We start from the raw sequence: 16,430 nt of genomic DNA, 5'->3' as shown, positions 1-16,430 counted from the left end.
GGGGCATGCCGGGGGCCTCATGCTGCCAAACGCGCAGAAATCGGCCCCCGGCATGCCCCGCCCCGGCGCTGGCGTGGCGCATCTGGCATTCGCCGTGCCCGATCACCCGTGGGTGGACAGCGCCAACGGCGCCGCTGTGCGCATTGCCATGACGGTGCTGGCACCGGGAAAGGCCGAAGGGCGGTTGTTGACGGTGCAGCGTGAGCAGGCCAGTGAGTTTGGCGAGGTGGCGGTGGAACTGGTTGAGTGCAGGGGGGTGATACACCCAGACTTGTCCGTGGGGGCCAACGTGGCTGCGGTGCGACCATTGCGCGCCATGGCGGGTGTTTCGTCCCCCGGCGTCAAACTCCACGGCTCGGGCTTCATTGTTTCCCGGCAAGAGGCCGCCAGCCTCGGGCTGGGCACGGTGTCGGGGCTTGAGCGCCATATCAGGGAGTACCGCAACGGACGCGACCTGACGGCCACGCCGCGCGACGTGCTGGTGATCGATATGTTCGGACTGACCGCCGACGAGGTGCGGCAACGCTACCCCGCCGCCTACCAGTGGCTGCTGGAGCGGGTCAAGCCCGAGAGGGAGCAAAACAACCGGGCAACTTACCGCAACAACTGGTGGTTGTTTGGCGAGCCGCGCAAGGACTTACGGCCTGCCCTTGTAGGCCTATCTCGGTACATTGCGACGGTCGAAACCGCCAAGCACCGCGTGTTCCAGTTCTTGGATGCCAGCGTGTTGCCGGACAACATGTTGATTGCGATTGCCAGCGCGGACGCTTTCCACCTAGGTGTGCTGTCCAGCGCAGAGCATGTTCATTGGGCGCTTGCGACTGGGGGCCGCTTGGGCATCGGCAATGACCCACGTTACAACAAATCGCGCTGCTTCGAGACCTTCCCCTTCCCCGACCTAGACCCAGCCGGAATGCTGGCCGAGCGCATTCGCGCCTTGGCCGAGCAAATCGACGCCCACCGCAAGGCCCGGCAGGCCGCCCACCCCGACGCCACGCTCACGGCGGTTTACAACGTGCTGGAAAAGCTGCGCAGCGGCGAAGCACTGAGCGCCAAGGAAAAAGTCATTCACGAGCACGGCCTGGTGGGCGTGCTCAAGAGCCTGCACGACGAACTGGACGCCGCCGTGCTGCAAGCCTACGGCTGGGCCGACCTGAGCTTGCCCGCCGACACCGACACGCTCTTGGCGCGGCTGGTCGAGCTAAACGCCCGGCGCGCCGCCAAGGAAGCAGCCGGCACCGTGCGCTGGCTGCGGCCCGAGTTCCAGCAAGCCGGACGGGGCAAGCAGGTGGCCATTGAGGCCGAGTCCGAGTCCGACGCCGACGCCGACGCCGACGCGCCCGAGGACGGCGCGCAGACCCAGCCCGCCAAGCTGGCGCTGGTGCAGCGCCCGTGGCCCATGGGGGTGACCGAGCAAATCAAGGCCGTGGCCGAGGTGCTGGCCACCGCGCAGCGCAGCCTCGACCTGGACGACGTGGCCGCGCATTTCAGCGGCCGTGGCCGCTGGCGCGAGCGCTTGCCGATGTTGCTCGATACGCTGGTGGCGCTGGGCCGCGCGCGGGTGGCTGGTGGCCGTTGGGTGGACGCAGGCCTGTAACGCACGGGTCTTTTGGCACAGGGCATTCAACTTCGTCGCGGCCTCAAAGCCAATTTGCGCAGCAGCGGCATGTTGGCCGGCGAAGCCTTGGTCACCACCGACCGGGGCACCCGGCATCTGGCCACCGACCCCCTCACCCGCTTGGCCGTGGTACCGGCGCTCGACGGCCTCAGCTGGCAGAGCGCGGCCTGCAACTGGCCAGCGCCACCATCCTGATGCGCGACAAAGAACTCGCATACGCCGTGCGCGACACAAAATCCGACCGCAGTGCCATCCTCAGCCCAGACACCTGAGCCAGACTGCCCGAACTCATCGCCTAGGCCGATCCCTACTTCGACACCCAAAAGCAAAGCCTCTTCTACGCCTTCCCCTTGCCCATCGGCCGTCTCGCCAAAATCGCCGTGCACCTCAACTACACCGACAAAGCGCGGCTCAGCCGCCAACGCCAGCGCGTCACAGCCAACTTCATACCATTAGGGGGGGTGGTTCTAGAAAAGAACCTATCGACTGGTTCCCAGTACATCAAGCTGAGCCGAGAATGAGAGGAGAGGAGAGGAGAGGAGAGGAGAGGAGAGGAGAGCGGTGCCGGATTCGAACCGGACATTGCTCAACATCGGGTGCGGGGGCGGCAAAAACGTTTTCAACCTGAAGCGCGATTTTCGGGTCACCGGGCTTGATCTCAGTCCCACCATGCTCGCGCAGGCGAAAGAGTTGAATCCTGGCGGCGCGTTTGTTCAGGGTGATATGCGTATGTTCAGGCTCGGCCAGCATTTCATCCTGACCTTGCCAGTTCGTCAGAAGGCAACACCAGCAGGCCTGTGGCCACGGGCACGTGCCGGAGCAAGGCAGTGGCCACCGATTGGGCATAAACCGGGCGGTACGCCCCGGGCACCCAAGGGGCGATCAGCCTGCCGATGGGGATGCTCAGCTTTTCGGCCAGCCGTGGGGCCTGCCCCAGATGGGCGCGGCTGTCCAGCAGCAAGGAGGGGCGCGCGATCACCAGCGCGTCCAGCTCTAGGGCCATGAGCGCATCTTCGAGTTCGCCCTTGACCCGGTTGTAGAAAACGGCCGAACTCGAGCTGGCGCCCGCAGCACTGACCAAGCCCACGCGACGCGCCCCGGCCTTGACGGCCGCTTCTGCCACAGCCAGATTGGCGTGCAGATCAACGGCCCTAAAGGCCGCTTGGCTACCCGCCAGCCTGATGGTGGTCCCCAGCGCCAGATAGACTTCATCGACTTCGGGCAGGGCAGCCAGTGCGGTGAAATCCACCTGATGCTGGCGCAACTTGGCGTGCGGTGCGTCCACGGGGCGGCGCACCAAGGCATGCACCTCTGTGACGGCGGGGTGCGCGAGCAGGCCTTGCAGCAACAAGCCGCCGATCAGGCCGCTTGCGCCAGCCAGCAGGACTGTTCTGGGGTGATCGGGTGTGTGGTTCATGATGCGGGTGCAGACCTGCTTGTGGGCGACCAATTATCGGCCGCAGACCGCACGGCGCTGGCGCTGTTTTTGTCATTTTCCCAAGCGATAATGTTTTGGTGAAGCAAGCACCAGAACCTACCGAATTTGATCTTTCCTCGGGAGTCGGCGGTCGCACCCAGCAACGCACCAACCAGCCCATCGTCGGGGCGGCGGCGGCGCTGTCGGTCTCGATTCCCCACGCCATTGGGCTGGGGCTGTTGGCTTTTGCGCCGCTGGCCTATCTGGGCACGGCCAGTGCGCTGGCGCTGTGGTCGGCGGCGCTGCCGGGGGCTTTGCTCGCGCTGTTGGCGCGCGGCAAGGGGGTGGTGTATGGCCCTTCGACGGCGGTGGCGCTGCTCTTTGGCGGCATGCTGTCGCTGGTGGTCGGGGCCGGAGCAGCGGTTTCCATATCCGCGGCACAGGCGCTGGCCATCACCGGTGTTTTTGCGGCCTTGGGTTTTCTGCTGCAATCCCTGATCGCTTGGAGCGGCTTGGCCCGACTGGCGCGCTTCATTCCGGTTGCCGTGACGCAGGGCTTTGCGGCCGGGGTGGGTTTGTCGCTCATTGTGGCGCAGATCAAGGGGCTGCATTACATCAGCGGCGGGCAGTGGGGCGCCTTGCTGGGCTGGCACGCGGCCATCGCGCTGGCCGTGGTGGCGCTCAGCCTGGTGTTGCAGCGCCTGTGGCCGCGTTTCCCCACGCTGTTGCTGGCCGTTATCTTGGTCGCCTTGCCGTGGCTGTTTTGGGCCCCCGGGGTGGAATTGAGCATGGCGGCTGACGAAGCGGTTTTTTTGCTGCCGATCGTGCCCGACTGGTGGGCCGCACCGTGGGGGTTGGTGCTGGATCAGGTCGGTTTTCAGCTGGCTTCGCTGGCCTTGCTGATGGCGGTGGTGAACTCGCTCGAGGTGCTGGTCTATCACCAGCAACTGGAGAGCGAACACGGGCAACACAGCCCGCCCGGCTTGGTGTTGGGGCGCGAGGGCTGGGTGGGCGCGGGCTGCGCGCTGCTGGGCCTGATTCCGGCCTCGACCAGCCTGTCGCGCTCGCGCACCGCGCTCTTTTACACCGGCACACCGAGCCGCCGGGCCGGGCAGTGGCACGCGCTGGGCTTGATCGCTGTGGCCGTCAGCGGTTATCTGTGGCTGCCTTGGGTGCCAATGGCGGTTTTGATGGGGGCGCTGCTGATCGCCGGGGTGCGCATGATCCCGCCCTCGCTGTGGAAGCGGCCCGCCGCCCGCGAGGAACGCAGCTCGCGCGCGCAGGCATGGGTGGTGGCCTTGGTGTTTGTGGGCACCAGCGGCGCCTTGGCTTTGCTGGCTGGCCTGTTGGTGGCCACCCTGGAGCTGCTGCGGGCATCGGGTGCGCACGCCATCCGGCGCGTCCACCTAGAGGGCAAGCTGCGCTCGCGCCACGTGCGCGGACCGCAGGACGAAAGCTGGCTGGCTGCGCGCATGTCCACGGTGGCGGTGTTTGAGCTGCAAGGCATCTTTTCCTTCGGGGTGGCGGCCCAGGTGGTGGAGCAGGTGCGTGCGCACCTGAATGGGCACCGCTGCGTGGTACTGGATGCCTCGCGCGTGCCCTCTTGGGATGAAACCGGCTGCTTGCGCCTGATCAACCTGGCGCACGAGTTGCATGCACAGAACGTGGCGCTGCTCCTGTGCGGCGTGCACGGTTTGGCGGCGCAGCGCATGGCCGGCTTGCACACCCAGCCCGACTTGGATCGGGCCCTCGAATGGGCCGAGGAGCAAATTTTGGCCACCCGTCCGGCAGAGGTGCAAGCGCAGCCGGAGCAGGCCACGCAGGTGTCGGCGCTGGGGGAGTTGGGCGCTGAATTGACGGCTTCCCAAGGCGCGGCGCTGCAAGCCCGAATGCGCAGCCTGCGCTTTGCGCCCGGGGAGCTCATCATCCGCCAAGGTGACCTGGACCGCACCTTGCTGTGGGTTAAGGCCGGCACGGTGACGCTCTCTACCTCCGAAGCGCCGGATCAAGGGGTGCGCTTGTCGGTGATCGGAGCCGGGGCGGTTTTTGGCGAAATGGCCTTCCTGAACGGCATGGCCCGCACCGCCTTTGCGCATGCCGGCAGCGATGGCGCGGCGCTCAACACCCTGAGCTGGGAGCAGTTTCAGGCCTGGCGCCAGAGCGACCCCGAGGGCGCGTTGCTGTTTGTCACCGCCTTGGCGCGCATGGGCATCCGGCGCTTGGGCGCGACCTCGCGCGAGCTGCGCGCCGCGATGGAGTGATCTAGGGAGGGCTCCCTAGCGCCCCAGCAAAAAAACCGTGGGCAGCTCCAGCGGCAGGGCGGGGCGCTGCTGCTTCCAAGCGGCCACCCGGGCGCTGTGGATGGCCTGTTGCGGCAGGTTCAAGCCCGCGCCCAGGGCCAGACGCGTCTGGGGCTGCAAACACTCCAGCAGGCTTTGCAGCAGCGCCGGGTTGCGGTAGGGGGTTTCAATAAAAATTTGCGTCTGGCCGCTGCGCAGGGCCAAGGCTTCGAGCTCGCGGATGCGCTGCGCCCGGGCGCTGCTTTCTTGTGGCAGGTAGCCCACAAAGGCAAACTGCTGCCCGTTGAGCCCGCTGGCGGCCAGCGCCAGCATCAGCGACACCGGCCCCACCAAGGGCGCCACGGGCAGGCCCAGTTGGTGCGCGGCGCGCAACACCGAGGCGCCGGGGTCGGCAATGCCGGGCATGCCGGCCTCGCTCACCAGCCCGATGTCGTGCCCCTGCAAGGCCGGGGCGAGCAGGGCGGTGGCGTCGTGGCCGTCTTGGGGGTCGTGATCGCCCTTTTTGTGCACCTGGCGCGGCAGTTCGACGATCTGCTGGGCCTGCAGCGGCTGCGCCAGCGGCACCACCAGCCCGACCCGCTTCAAAAAGGCGCGTGTGCTCTTGGCGTTTTCGCACACCCAGTGCTGCAGCCGGGCGGCGGTCTGGATCGTGAGCAGGGGCAGGCTGTGCTCCAAGGGCGGGGTTGCGGCAGCCGCGTCCAGACACCCAAAATCGAGCGGTGTCGGCACCAGATACAAGGTGCCCAGCGGGGCGCTGCGGGTCATGGCAACGGCACCCCGGCGCCGCGCAGCAGGCGGGCGGTGAGGATCAGGGGCAGGCCGATCAGGGCGGTGGGGTCGTCGCTTTCGATGCGCTCCAGCAAGGCGATGCCCAAGCCCTCGCTCTTGGCACTGCCGGCGCAGTCATAGGGTTGCTCGGCCTGCAAATAGCGCTCGATTTCATCGTCTTGCAGCACCCGAAACTGCACCCGCACCTGTGCCAAGGCGCTGGCGCTGTACCCGCTGTCGAGGCAGCAAAGCGCCACCGCGGTGTGAAAGCACACGCTTTGGCCGCTCATGGCCTGCAACTGCGCGCGGGCGCGTTCGTGGTTGCCGGGTTTGCCCAAGGCCTGCCCGTTCAGTTCCGCCACCTGGTCGGAGCCGATCACCAGCGCCTGCGGATGCTGCAGCGCCACCGCCTGTGCCTTGGCCAGCGCCAGCCGCAGCGCCATTTGGACCGGCGGCTCGCCCGGACGGGGGGATTCATCGACGTCGGGCACCACCACGCTGAAAGGCAGTTGCAAGCGCCCGAGCAACTCGCGCCGGTAGGGCGAACTCGAGCCGAGGATCAGGGGGCGGCTGGGCGGGGCGTTTACGAGGGCCGTGCAGTGGCTGGGCGCGCTCACAGCGGCAGGGAGTGGTGCAAGAGGAGACATGCAGCGATTATCTGGCCAGCTGTGCTGCCTGGCCGCCCCCAAGCCGCATCTTATCGGCTCAGAAGGCCCCAAACAGGCTCGCAGCCACAATCGCCACCACCAGCGCGCCAATCGGGAACACCACCGCCACCATGGCCAGATCGCCATAAGACTGGCGGTGCGTCAGGCCGCAGATCGCCAGCAACGTCACCACCGCGCCGTTGTGCGGCAGCGAGTCGAGGCCGCCGGTGGCTATGGCGGTGATGCGGTGCAGCACCTCCGGCGCGATGCCGGCCGCCGTGGCCATTTCCAAGTAGGTGCTGCCCAAGGTCGAGAGCGCAATGCTCATGCCGCCCGAGGCCGACCCGGTGATGCCGGCCAAAATGTTGACCGCAATGGCCAGCGAGACCAGCGGGTTCTCGCCGCCTAGGCCCAGCACCCCCACGCGCACAATCTCGAAGGCGGGCAGGGCGGCGACCACCGCGCCAAAGCCCACCAGCGAGGCGGTGTTGAAGATCGGCAGCACCGAGGCGTTGGCGCCGTCGTCGAGCGAGCGCGTCAGCGACACCAGCCGCGCCCAGTTGGTGGCAATCAGCACCAAGATGGCGACCGACAGCGCCAGAATGATCGACCACACGCCCAGCACCGACGACAAGCCGACGGCACCAAACTGCGGCTCGGCCAGGAAGGCCACATCCCACGACGGGATGATGAAGGTCGAGAACAGCAGGTTGGCCACGATCACCACCACGATCGGCAACACCGCCACCAAGAAGGACGGCAGCGGGCGCTTGGGCGTGGTTTCTTTTGCGCAGACCAAGTCGGCCACGTCGTAGCCCTCACCGGCGGCGCGTTCGCGCATCGCTTTGTTGGCCGTGGGCAAGGCGTCGGGGTGCACACCGTAGCCCTCGCCAAGCGCACGCGCAGCCGCCGCGCGGCGCATCAGCCACCACTGCCCGGCGCCAAACATGATCAAGGCCGCCAAGATGCCGATGCCGGGCGCGGCAAAGGGGGTGGTGCCAAAAAATGGCATCGGAATCGCGTTCTGGATCGCCGGCGTGCCCGGCAGCGCCGTCATGGTGAAGGTGAAGGCCCCCAAGGCTATGGTCGCCGGGATCAGTCGCTTGGGGATGTCTTGGTCACGAAACAGGCTGGCCGCAATCGGGTAGATGGCAAAGGCGACCACGAACAGCGACACGCCGCCGTAGGTGAGGATGGCGCAAGCCAGCACCACCGCCAAAATCGCTTGCCCGCCGCCCAACTGCGCGACCAAGCCTTGGGCGATCGCCTTGGCCGAGCCGCTGTCGTCCATCAGCCGCCCAAAAATCGCGCCCAGCAGAAACAAGGGGAAAAACGAGATGATGAAGCTGCCCGCCGAACCCATGAAGACCTGGGTGTAGAGGCCGAGCAGCGGCGCACCCGCAAACAGCGCCGCCAGCAGCGCGCACAGCGGCGCCAGCAGCAGCACCGACACGCCCCGGTAGGCCAAAAAGATGAGCAGCCCGAGCGCGAGCAAAACGCCCAGCAGCCCGATCATGCCTCAGCCCCTAGGCCGCTCGGGTGGCGCTTGGCTTTGGTCTGCGGCTGAACTGCCATGGTGGGTGCTTTCTGCAAAGGGTGCTGCGTGGCATCCTACCATGCTAGTGTTGCACTGCAACAAAATTTAGCCCGCGTGCGCGCTACTTCAAACTCCCCGCCAAAAACTGCGCCAGGCGCTCGCTCTTGGGGTTGGCCAGCACCTCGCGCGGTGCGCCTTGTTCCTCGATGCGCCCCTGGTGCAGAAAAATCAGGTGGTTCGAGACTTCGCGCGCAAAGCCCATCTCGTGCGTCACCACCACCATGGTGCGGTGCTCCAGCGCCAGTTGCTGCATCACGCGCAGCACCTCGCTCACCAGCTCCGGGTCCAGCGCGCTGGTGGGTTCGTCGAACAGCATCACCTCGGGCTCGACCGCCAGCGCGCGCGCAATCGCCACCCGCTGCTGCTGGCCGCCGCTCAGGTGTGCCGGGTAGCGGTCTTCCACCCCTTGCAGGCCAACGCGCTCCAGGTACAGGCGCGCGGTTTGCACCGCCTGCTCTTTGGGCACCTTGAGCAGGTGCAGCGGCGCTTCGATGATGTTTTGCAGCACCGTCATGTGGGCCCAGAGGTTGAAGTTCTGGAACACCATCGCCAGCCGGGTGCGCAAGCGCTGCAACTGCTGCGCGTTGGCGGCTTCGAGCTCGCCGCTGCGCGTGGGGCGCAGGTGCAGTTCCTCGCCGGCCACGATGATGCGCCCTTGGTGCGGTTTTTCGAGCAGGTTGATGCAGCGCAGCAGCGTGCTCTTGCCCGAGCCCGAGCTGCCGATGATGCTGATCACATCGCCGGCGCGCGCCGCCAGCGAGACGCCCTTGAGCACCTCGTGGCTGCCGTAGCGCTTGTGCAAGTCGATGACTTCGAGCTTGGAGGGGGTGGCGAGCGACATGGGGGAATGGGGATTTCAGTGGCGGCGCGGCCGCAAATGTCCGAGGTAGCGCCATTCCAGGCCCTTGAACACCGCCACCAGCAAGAAGGTGATGCACAGGTAAATCGCGGCAGCGAACAGGAAGGCCTCGAAGGGCAGGAAAAAATCGGCGTAGATGCGGCTGGCGGCGGCCGTGAGGTCGATCAGCGCCGGCACCGTGCTGGCCAGGCTGGTGCTGTGCAGCATCATCACCACCTCGTTGCCGTAGGCGGGCAGGGTGCGGCGCAGGGCGCTGGGCAGCACGATGCGGCGCTGAATCTGCCAGCGGCTCATGCCCATGGCTTGCGCGGCTTCGAGCTCGCCCGGAGCGGTTTCGCGCATGGCACCGGCCAGCATTTCGGCGGTGTAGGCGGCGTTGTTGAGCGCCAGCGCCAGCAGGGCGCAAAAGAATGCGTCTTTGAACAGGGTCCAAGGCCAGACCGTGTCCCAGCGCGCTTGTATCCATTCAAGCTGCGCAATGCCGTAGTAGATCAAAAAAATCTGGATCAGCAGCGGCGTGCCGCGAATGCAGTAGGTGTAGGCACCGGCCAGCCAGCGCAGCGCCGCCACCCGGCTGGTGAGGGCCAGCGCCAGCAGCAGCGCCAGCGCGCCGCCAAACAGCAGCGAGCCCGCCAGCAACCACAGCGTGGTGAACAGCCCCTCGGCGTACAGCGCCAGGGTTTCGGGCAGCAGCAGCACGTCCCAGTTCACAGGCTCACCTTGGTGTTGCCGAGGGCGTAACGCCGGCTCAGGGCGCGCAACGCCCACAGCGAAACGCTGGTGTAGGCCAAGAACACCGCCGCCGCCAGCAGCAAGAAGTAAAAGGGCTCGCGCGTGGCGGCACCGGCTTGCATGGCGTGGAAGGTCACGTCATGCAGCCCGATCAGGCTCACCAGCGCCGTGGCCTTGATCAGCACCAGCCAGTTGTTGGTGAAGCCGGGCAGGGCGTAGCGCACCATCTGCGGCAGCGTGATGCGAAAAAAGGTGCGCGCCGGGCTCATGCCAAAGGCCCAAGCGGCCTCGGCTTGGCCCTTGGGGATGGCCAGCATGGCGCCCCGAAAGGTCTCGGTCATGAAGGCGCCGTAGATGAAGCCGATGGTGAGCACGCCCGCCGTGAAGGGGTCGATATTGACCTCGGCCTCCCACCCCAGGCGCTCCAGCAGGGTGATGAGGCCGATGGTGCCGCCGTAATACACCAGCAGCAGCAAGATCAGCTCTGGTACGCCGCGCACCAGCGTGGTGTAGGCCCCGGCCAAGGCCACCAGCGGCCGCCGGCCCGAGAGCTTGGCCGATGCGCCGAGCAGACCCAGCGCAATGGCCACCACCAAGGCCGCCAGCGAGACCGCCAGCGTCAGTTGAGCCCCCCACAAAACCGAGATGACGTAGCCGTCCACTCAGCAGCGGGCTCAGTCGCCGTAGATGTCGAAGTCGAAGTACAGGCGCGCAATCCGGTCGTAGGTGCCGTTGGCGCGGATGGCGCGGATGGCGTTGTTCAACTGGGTGCGCAGCTCGTCTTGACCGCGGCGCAGCGCAATGCCCATGCCGTCGCCAAAGTAGCGTCGGTCGCGCAGTTCGGGGCCGACGAAGCCAAAGCCGCGCCCTTCGGGTTTGCTCAGGAAGCCGGCCGTGACCTCGACCCGGTCGGCCACGGTGCCGTCTAGGCGCCCAGCCTGAATGTCCAGATAGACTTGGTTTTGGGCGTCGTAGGGCACGATGATGGCCCCGGCCGGGCGCAGCTCACCCATCGCATAACGCTCCTGGGTGCTGCCCTTGAGCACGCCGATGCGCTTGCCGCTCAGCGAGGCCGGTCCGGTGAAGGGGGTGCCGGTGCGCACCACGATGCCGCTTGGGGTGCTGTAGTATTTGTCTGTGAAATCGACCACACGGCGGCGCTCGTCGGTGATTGACATCGAGCTGATGATGACGTCGTACTTGCGCGCCAGCAGACCGGGGATCATGCCGTCCCAGACCTGCTCGACGAACACGCAGCGGCGGCGCAGCTCGTTGCAGAGCGCTTGCGCGATGTGCACATCAAAGCCGGTGAGCTGGCCGGCAGAGGTTTTGTAGGTGAAGGGCTTGTAGGTGGCATCCACCGCCACCCGCAACACCGGCCAATTGGCGGCTTGCGCGGGCTGCGCGGCCGGCGGTGGGGGCGATGCGCTGGCCGCTGGCGACTGGGCCACGGCAAAAGGGGAAACAAGCGCCAGCAAGAGCGCAAAGAGTTTGAGCTTCATGGGGAAAGATCTGTCAAAAAATTGTAAGAATGCGTATTATGCCGTGGCAACTGTGCTCAACCGATCCAATTCCACAATTCCAGCAGCGTAGCCCCGCCCGCGGTGAGCAGCAGGGCGAAATACAGCAGCGTCAGGCACACCGCCAGGTAGCCCAGCAGCAGCGCCAGCCCGTCGCGCTGCATCATGCCAGCCGACAAAAAGATCACCGCCAGCGCCGGCAAGGTGTTGCTAAAGGGGATCAGGCCAAAGGGCATCATCAAAAGCAGACCGGCGAACACCAATGCCAAGTTATTGCACAAAGTGGCCGGGCCGTGGCTGCTCAGCCAAGGCCAGCGGTGCGGACGGCTGAGGCGGTCGAGCCGGTGCAACCAGACCACCGCGCGCTGCAAACCCGCGCGCAGCGGCGCCGCTGCCAACTGGCGTTGCGCGATGCGCTGCGGCAGCCAGGGCTTGCGCCCGATGGTGCGCGTCAGGCCGATCAGCACAATGGCCAAGCCAAAGACGGTGCTGACGCCGGGGATCGAGACCGGCACCAGAAAGATCAGCGACAAAAAGATGGTGAGCAGCATCAGGCTGTCAGGCCCGACAGCCTCGACGATGTCGTGCAGGCTCAGATGGGTCTCGGGCAGCGCGCCCAGCACGCGCTCAATGTGCTCCACCAGGGTTTCGGGGACGGCAGGGTTGGCGGCAGCGGATTCTTCATTTAACATAATACACATTGTGGAACTCAATCTGGGCGGTCACGGCAGCCGTCCAGCTTTTGGCCAAACCTGAACGGCATGGCCTTTTACCACGGCAGCCTTGCAAACCTTACGCTTTAAGCGCTTTGTGCGCCCAGTCGGTTCTCACTCAGGAATACGGTCCTGCTCCTGCTCGCGCCGTTTCATGCCGCGTTTGAAGGCCGCGTACAGCGTCCACAGCAGCAAGGCGCCGCACAGCGCCAGCACCACGGCGCTGATCGGGCGCTCGATGAAGGTGCTGGGGTCACCGCGCGAGAGCAACAAGGCGCGGCGCAGGTTTTCTTCCATCATCGGGCCGAGCACGAAGCCCAGCAGCAAGGGCGCGGCCTCGAAGCGCAGCTTGAGCATCAAATAGCCCATCACGCCCAGCCCGGCGGTCATGTAGATGTCGAACACGTTGTTGTTGACGCTATAGACCCCGAGGCAGATGAACACCAGAATGGCCGGGTACAGCACGTGGTACGGAATGCGCAAAATCGAGACCCAGATGCCCACCAGCGGCAGATTCAGGATCACCAGCATGATGTTGCCGATGGCAAAGCTCACGATCAGGCCCCAGAACAGCTCGGGCTGGGCCGTCATGAGCATGGGGCCGGGCTGAATGCCGTGGATGATGAGCGCGCCCAGCATCAGCGCCATCACGGCGTCGCCCGGTATGCCCAGCGAGAGTGTGGGCACGAAAGCGGTCTGCGCGGCGGCGTTGTTGGACGCCTCGGGCGCCGTCACACCCTCGATGGCGCCTTTGCCAAAGCGGCTGGGGTCTTTGGCGATGCGTTTTTCTACTGCGTACGACATGAAAGACGCGATGGTCGGGCCGGTGCCCGGCAAGGCCCCCAGAAAGCTGCCGATGCCGGTGCCGCGCAGCATGGGCATGATCGACTGTTTCATGTCCTGCCCCGTCGGGGTCATGGAGCGCAGCGTGATTTTGGATTTGACCGTGCCGTCGCGCTTGAAGTTGATGGAGGCGATCAGCTCGGCCACGCCAAAAATCGCCATGGCCAGCGCCACCAGGCTGATGGCGTCCATCAGCTCGGGGATGTCGAAGTCGAAGCGCGGCACGCCCGAGTTGACGTCGGTGCCCACGGTGCCCAGCAACAGGCCGAACACCACCATCGCCAGCCCTTTGATGGGCGAGCCCGCAGCCAGCGTGGCGGCGGCCACCAGCCCCAGCAGCATGATCGAGAAATACTCAGCGGCCCCGAACTGCAAGCCAACTTCGGCAATGCTGGGCGCAAATGCCACCAGCACCGCGATGCCCAGCATGGAGCCGATGAAGGAGGCGATGGTGGTCATAAATAGCGCCACCCCAGCCCTGCCCTGTTTGGCCATGGGGTAGCCGTCTAGGCAGGCCACCGCCGACGACGGGGTGCCGGGCAGGTTGAGCAAAATGGCGGCGGTCGATCCGCCGTACTGCGCCCCGTAATAGACCCCAGCCAGCATCACGATCGCGGCCGTGGGCTCCAGGTGAAAGGTGATGGGCAGCAGCAGCGAAATGGCGGCCAGGGCGCCGATACCGGGCAGCACCCCGATCAGGGTGCCCAGAAACACGCCGATGAAGCAAAACAGCAAAACTTCGGGTTGCAGCGCCGTTTGCAGGCCCAGCATCAGTCCGGTGGAAATATCCATGGTGCAAGTCTCTCTTTATGCTTGTATTTTTAGTGGCTCCAAGGCCAGGTGGGCAGGTTCATGCCTAGGCCCAGGATGAACACCACCCAGGTCACCACGGCCACGCCGAGCGCCGTAAAGATGCGGGTTTTCCAGCTTGCGGTCGCGAGCGACAGCGGCAGGGTCGAGACCATCACCATCAGCACGCTGGTGATCAAAATGCCCAGCGGGCGCAGCAAAAAGGCAAACAGCAGCAGCGCCACGGTGACGAAAAACAGCGCCTTGAAGTCGATGTCGAGCGGGCCGGCACCGGGGCGGAAAAACGCCGGCAGGGCGATCAGCAGGCCCAGCACGGCCAGCGCCGAACCCAGCACAAGCGGGAAAAAGCCCGGTCCCATGCGGGCAAGCTCGCCGATTTCGAGGTTTTGGTAGGCGTAGATGGCGGCAAAGCCGCCGATGGCCAGCATGGCCAAGCCGCCGATGATGTCTTGCAGGTCTTTATTGAGCATGGGGTAGCCTTGAAATTGTCTCGGGTTTCGATGCTGCCCCCGATTGGAACCGCAAACGCGGGGCTGCGTTTTAAGTAATTGCACGTACCCCTTTGCCTTGGCGTGGCGCTGTGCAGGCAGGGCCTTGGTGTTACCAGGTCCCGCTGCCCTGCTGCGCGCGCACACTGGCGGCGATCATTTCAGCCACATCGGGGCGGCGCGCCAGCAGGGCAAAGTCAATCGCGCTCAGCCCCTGCTGGTTGCGCGCCAGCGGCTCGGCGCCTTCGCGCAGCAGCAGTTGCACCACCTCGCGCCGGCCGTAGTGCGCGGCCAGCATCAGCGGGGTGCTGGCGTTGGGGGAGCGCGCATCGATGAAGGCGTGCTGCTCCAGCAGCAGGGTGGTGATGGGCAGGGCTTGCTCGCCGTCGTGGCTGGCGGCGTAGTGCAGCGGCGTCCAGCCGGGGCGGTTGACTTGGGCGCGGCGCTCGATCAAACGCTGCACCAGATCGAGGTGACCACGAATGGCGGCCAACATAAGCGCGGTTTCGCCGGCTGGGTTGCTGGCTTCTAGGTTGAGGCCTGGCTGCTCGACCAAGTGCCGCGCCACGCGCAGCGAGTCGCTCTGGATGGCCAGCGGCAGCGGTGGCACCAGATCGGGGTTGGGCGCATTGATGTCGAAGCCGCGCCCTTGCAGTTCGATGATCGGGCCCACGTCGTCGCGGATGATGGCCATGAAGAAGCGCTCGAAGGAGCCGGCTTGGGCATGGACGAACCCCGAGGCTGATGCAAGTATTATCGAAAAAACAATGAAGTAAAAGTATTTATTCATGTGTTTTCGAGATTTATTGGCGGTTTGTGCAAGCGGCCAAGCGGGCGCTCAGGCGGCCAGCAAGCCCTCGGCCGGCAGACGGGCTTTGCTGAACAGGCGCGCGAAATTGGCTGTCGTGGCTTGCGCCACCTGCTCGGGCGTCAGGCCCTTGACTGAAGCCAGTTGCTGCGCCACGAACGGCACATAGGCGGGGGTGTTGAGCTTGCCGCGGTGTGGTGCGGGGGCCAAGTAGGGGCTGTCGGTCTCGATCAGGCAGCGTTCCAGCGGCACTTGGCGCACCACCTCGCGCAGATCGGCGGCGTTGCGAAAGGTGATGATGCCAGAGAAGGAAATGTAAAAGCCCAGCTCCAGCACGGCCTGCGCCAGTTCGGCGCTTTCGGTGAAGCAGTGAAACACCCCCCGCGCCGCGGGCAGGTGGGGCGTGGGGTCGGCACCGGGTGTGAAGCCGCCCTCCTCTTGCAGGATGGCCAGCGTATCGGTGGCGGCGGAGCGGGTGTGGATGATCAGCGGCAGCCCACTTTGGCGGGCAGCGCGGATGTGCACCCGAAAGCGCTGGCGCTGCCATTCCATATCGGCCACCGTGCGCTCGCCCAGGCGGTAGTAGTCGAGCCCGGTTTCGCCGATGCCCACCACGCGCGGGTGCTGCGCGGCGGCCAGCAGATCGGGCATGCTGGGCTCGCGCACGCCCTCGTTGTCGGGGTGCACGCCCACCGTGGCCCAGAGTTGCGGGTGCTGCTGCGCCAGATCGAGCACGGCCGGAAAGGTTTCCAAGGTGGTGCTGATGCACAGCGCGCCGCCGACCTGGGCTTGGCGCATGGCGCTCAGGAGCGCAGGCAACTGGGAGCGCAACTCCTCAAAATCGAGGTGACAATGGGAATCGATATACATCCGCTTTGGGTGGGGTTAAACGGTTTGGGTGGGGCGCTCGGAGGCCAAGTGGGCGCCGAGGATGGCCTCGATGCGGGCCTTGAGCTGTTTGGATTTGTCATCGGCCGGAAAGCGCACGCCTATGCCTTGGCTGCGGGCGTGGGCGGCGCCGGCCGGCGTGATCCAAGCCACTTTGCCGGCCACCGGGTAGCGCTGGGCTTCGTCGGGCAGTGTCAGCAAGACGTACACATCCTGGCCCAAGCGGTACTCGCGCGCCGAAGGCACGAAGATGCCGCCTTCGGCAAACAGTGGGATGTAGGCCGCGTAGAGGGCGGCTTTTTCCTTGATCGACAACTGGATAACGGTGGGGCGGCTGGCGCCCGGGGTTTCGGCCGTGCTCATGGGCCTGAGTGTAGCGCGCTGGGGGCGTTGGCGTTGGCGTTGGCGGGCGGGCGGGCGGG

At 65.9% G+C, this 16,430-nt stretch carries 17 protein-coding genes and 1 pseudogene; 4 read left to right on the top strand and 14 right to left on the bottom strand.

The genetic code is table 11. The annotated features are described in order from the left end of the window. The 3 genes and pseudogenes from SRAH_RS10845 to SRAH_RS13210 all read left to right on the top strand — a co-directional run. Positions 1 to 1,597 (top strand): type IIL restriction-modification enzyme MmeI (locus tag SRAH_RS10845; protein WP_369403341.1); only part of this gene is annotated, 1,597 nt, incomplete at its 5' end. A 69-nt stretch (positions 1,598 to 1,666) separates the two neighbouring features. Next, complete coding sequence (locus SRAH_RS10840) at positions 1,667 to 1,813, top strand: hypothetical protein (RefSeq protein WP_171816053.1); 147 nt, start codon at positions 1,667 to 1,669, stop codon at positions 1,811 to 1,813. A 366-nt stretch (positions 1,814 to 2,179) separates the two neighbouring features. Beyond that, positions 2,180 to 2,299: pseudogene (locus SRAH_RS13210) on the top strand (class I SAM-dependent methyltransferase); the annotation flags it as partial. 70 nt (positions 2,300 to 2,369) lie between these two features. On the opposite strand, the gene SRAH_RS10835 reads toward SRAH_RS13210, so the two are convergent. After that, on the bottom strand, positions 2,370 to 3,035 hold the full coding sequence (locus SRAH_RS10835) for an NAD(P)H-binding protein (protein ID WP_029463364.1): 666 nt from the start codon (positions 3,033 to 3,035) through the stop codon (positions 2,370 to 2,372). A gap of 98 nt (positions 3,036 to 3,133) precedes the next feature. Here SRAH_RS10835 and SRAH_RS10830 point away from each other — a divergent pair, with 98 nt between their 5' ends. Beyond that, positions 3,134 to 5,296, top strand: a complete 2,163-nt coding sequence (locus tag SRAH_RS10830; protein ID WP_149028982.1) for a cyclic nucleotide-binding domain-containing protein — start codon at positions 3,134 to 3,136, stop codon at positions 5,294 to 5,296. Positions 5,297 to 5,311: 15 nt separating this feature from the next. Here the strand turns inward: SRAH_RS10830 and SRAH_RS10825 are convergent, their stop codons facing one another. The 13 genes from SRAH_RS10825 to SRAH_RS10765 all read right to left on the bottom strand — a co-directional run bounded on the left by SRAH_RS10825 (position 5,312) and on the right by SRAH_RS10765 (position 16,371). Beyond that, complete coding sequence (locus SRAH_RS10825; protein WP_029463362.1) at positions 5,312 to 6,100, bottom strand: SAM-dependent methyltransferase; 789 nt, start codon at positions 6,098 to 6,100, stop codon at positions 5,312 to 5,314. Next, positions 6,097 to 6,750 (bottom strand): Maf family protein, encoded by a 654-nt coding sequence (locus SRAH_RS10820; RefSeq protein WP_082210181.1) that lies wholly within the window; start codon positions 6,748 to 6,750, stop codon positions 6,097 to 6,099. The genes SRAH_RS10825 and SRAH_RS10820 overlap by 4 nt, the downstream gene beginning before the upstream one ends. A 58-nt stretch (positions 6,751 to 6,808) precedes the next feature. Then, positions 6,809 to 8,266, bottom strand: coding sequence for a GntP family permease (locus SRAH_RS10815; RefSeq protein ID WP_029463360.1), 1,458 nt, complete (start codon positions 8,264 to 8,266; stop codon positions 6,809 to 6,811). A gap of 142 nt (positions 8,267 to 8,408) precedes the next feature. Beyond that, entirely contained in the window at positions 8,409 to 9,188 is a 780-nt protein-coding gene (locus SRAH_RS10810) for an ABC transporter ATP-binding protein (protein WP_029463359.1), read from the bottom strand. Between the two features lie 15 nt (positions 9,189 to 9,203). After that, entirely contained in the window at positions 9,204 to 9,917 is a 714-nt protein-coding gene (locus SRAH_RS10805; RefSeq protein ID WP_029463358.1) for an ABC transporter permease, read from the bottom strand. Continuing rightward, the gene (locus SRAH_RS10800) at positions 9,914 to 10,600 is read right to left on the bottom strand and encodes an ABC transporter permease (protein ID WP_029463357.1); all 687 of its coding nucleotides are present in this window, start codon (positions 10,598 to 10,600) and stop codon (positions 9,914 to 9,916) included. The genes SRAH_RS10805 and SRAH_RS10800 overlap by 4 nt, the downstream gene beginning before the upstream one ends. Positions 10,601 to 10,612: 12 nt before the next feature. Beyond that, on the bottom strand, positions 10,613 to 11,440 hold the full coding sequence (locus tag SRAH_RS10795) for an ABC transporter substrate-binding protein (protein WP_029463356.1): 828 nt from the start codon (positions 11,438 to 11,440) through the stop codon (positions 10,613 to 10,615). Between the two features lie 56 nt (positions 11,441 to 11,496). After that, positions 11,497 to 12,150 (bottom strand): exopolysaccharide biosynthesis protein, encoded by a 654-nt coding sequence (locus SRAH_RS10790; protein ID WP_045477291.1) that lies wholly within the window; start codon positions 12,148 to 12,150, stop codon positions 11,497 to 11,499. A 135-nt stretch (positions 12,151 to 12,285) separates the two neighbouring features. Further along, positions 12,286 to 13,806: a tripartite tricarboxylate transporter permease gene (locus tag SRAH_RS10785; protein WP_029463354.1), complete on the bottom strand. Its 1,521-nt coding sequence runs from the start codon at positions 13,804 to 13,806 to the stop codon at positions 12,286 to 12,288. Between the two features lie 29 nt (positions 13,807 to 13,835). Next, positions 13,836 to 14,294 (bottom strand): tripartite tricarboxylate transporter TctB family protein, encoded by a 459-nt coding sequence (locus tag SRAH_RS10780; protein WP_029463353.1) that lies wholly within the window; start codon positions 14,292 to 14,294, stop codon positions 13,836 to 13,838. A 130-nt stretch (positions 14,295 to 14,424) separates the two neighbouring features. Then, on the bottom strand, positions 14,425 to 15,102 hold the full coding sequence (locus SRAH_RS10775) for an ankyrin repeat domain-containing protein (RefSeq protein WP_029463352.1): 678 nt from the start codon (positions 15,100 to 15,102) through the stop codon (positions 14,425 to 14,427). Positions 15,103 to 15,150: 48 nt separating this feature from the next. After that, a complete protein-coding gene (locus tag SRAH_RS10770; RefSeq protein WP_029463351.1) occupies positions 15,151 to 15,990 on the bottom strand; it encodes a TatD family hydrolase in 840 nt (279 codons plus the stop codon). 15 nt (positions 15,991 to 16,005) lie between these two features. Next, positions 16,006 to 16,371: a PilZ domain-containing protein gene (locus SRAH_RS10765; RefSeq protein ID WP_029463350.1), complete on the bottom strand. Its 366-nt coding sequence runs from the start codon at positions 16,369 to 16,371 to the stop codon at positions 16,006 to 16,008. Positions 16,372 to 16,430: the final 59 nt, after the last annotated feature.

Source organism: Serpentinimonas barnesii (assembly GCF_000696225.1).
In the GTDB taxonomy this organism is placed as follows: Bacteria; Pseudomonadota; Gammaproteobacteria; order Burkholderiales; family Burkholderiaceae_C; genus Serpentinimonas; species Serpentinimonas barnesii.
The sequence above is the reverse complement of the archived record's forward strand: the minus strand, read 5'-3'. Positions and strand labels throughout refer to the sequence as shown.

Excerpts from the sequence above, each read along its gene's own strand:
- SRAH_RS10840 (WP_171816053.1), top strand. The coding sequence starts at position 1,667 with ATGTTGGCCGGCGAAGCCTTGGTCACCACCGACCGGGGCACCCGGCAT.
- SRAH_RS10835 (WP_029463364.1), bottom strand. The coding sequence starts at position 3,035 with ATGAACCACACACCCGATCACCCCAGAACAGTCCTGCTGGCTGGCGCA.
- SRAH_RS10825 (WP_029463362.1), bottom strand. The coding sequence starts at position 6,100 with ATGACCCGCAGCGCCCCGCTGGGCACCTTGTATCTGGTGCCGACACCG.
- SRAH_RS10820 (WP_082210181.1), bottom strand. The coding sequence starts at position 6,750 with ATGTCTCCTCTTGCACCACTCCCTGCCGCTGTGAGCGCGCCCAGCCAC.
- SRAH_RS10815 (WP_029463360.1), bottom strand. The coding sequence starts at position 8,266 with ATGATCGGGCTGCTGGGCGTTTTGCTCGCGCTCGGGCTGCTCATCTTT.
- SRAH_RS10810 (WP_029463359.1), bottom strand. The coding sequence starts at position 9,188 with ATGTCGCTCGCCACCCCCTCCAAGCTCGAAGTCATCGACTTGCACAAG.
- SRAH_RS10795 (WP_029463356.1), bottom strand. The coding sequence starts at position 11,440 with ATGAAGCTCAAACTCTTTGCGCTCTTGCTGGCGCTTGTTTCCCCTTTT.
- SRAH_RS10790 (WP_045477291.1), bottom strand. The coding sequence starts at position 12,150 with ATGTTAAATGAAGAATCCGCTGCCGCCAACCCTGCCGTCCCCGAAACC.
- SRAH_RS10785 (WP_029463354.1), bottom strand. The coding sequence starts at position 13,806 with ATGGATATTTCCACCGGACTGATGCTGGGCCTGCAAACGGCGCTGCAA.
- SRAH_RS10780 (WP_029463353.1), bottom strand. The coding sequence starts at position 14,294 with ATGCTCAATAAAGACCTGCAAGACATCATCGGCGGCTTGGCCATGCTG.
- SRAH_RS10775 (WP_029463352.1), bottom strand. The coding sequence starts at position 15,102 with ATGAATAAATACTTTTACTTCATTGTTTTTTCGATAATACTTGCATCA.
- SRAH_RS10770 (WP_029463351.1), bottom strand. The coding sequence starts at position 15,990 with ATGTATATCGATTCCCATTGTCACCTCGATTTTGAGGAGTTGCGCTCC.
- SRAH_RS10765 (WP_029463350.1), bottom strand. The coding sequence starts at position 16,371 with ATGAGCACGGCCGAAACCCCGGGCGCCAGCCGCCCCACCGTTATCCAG.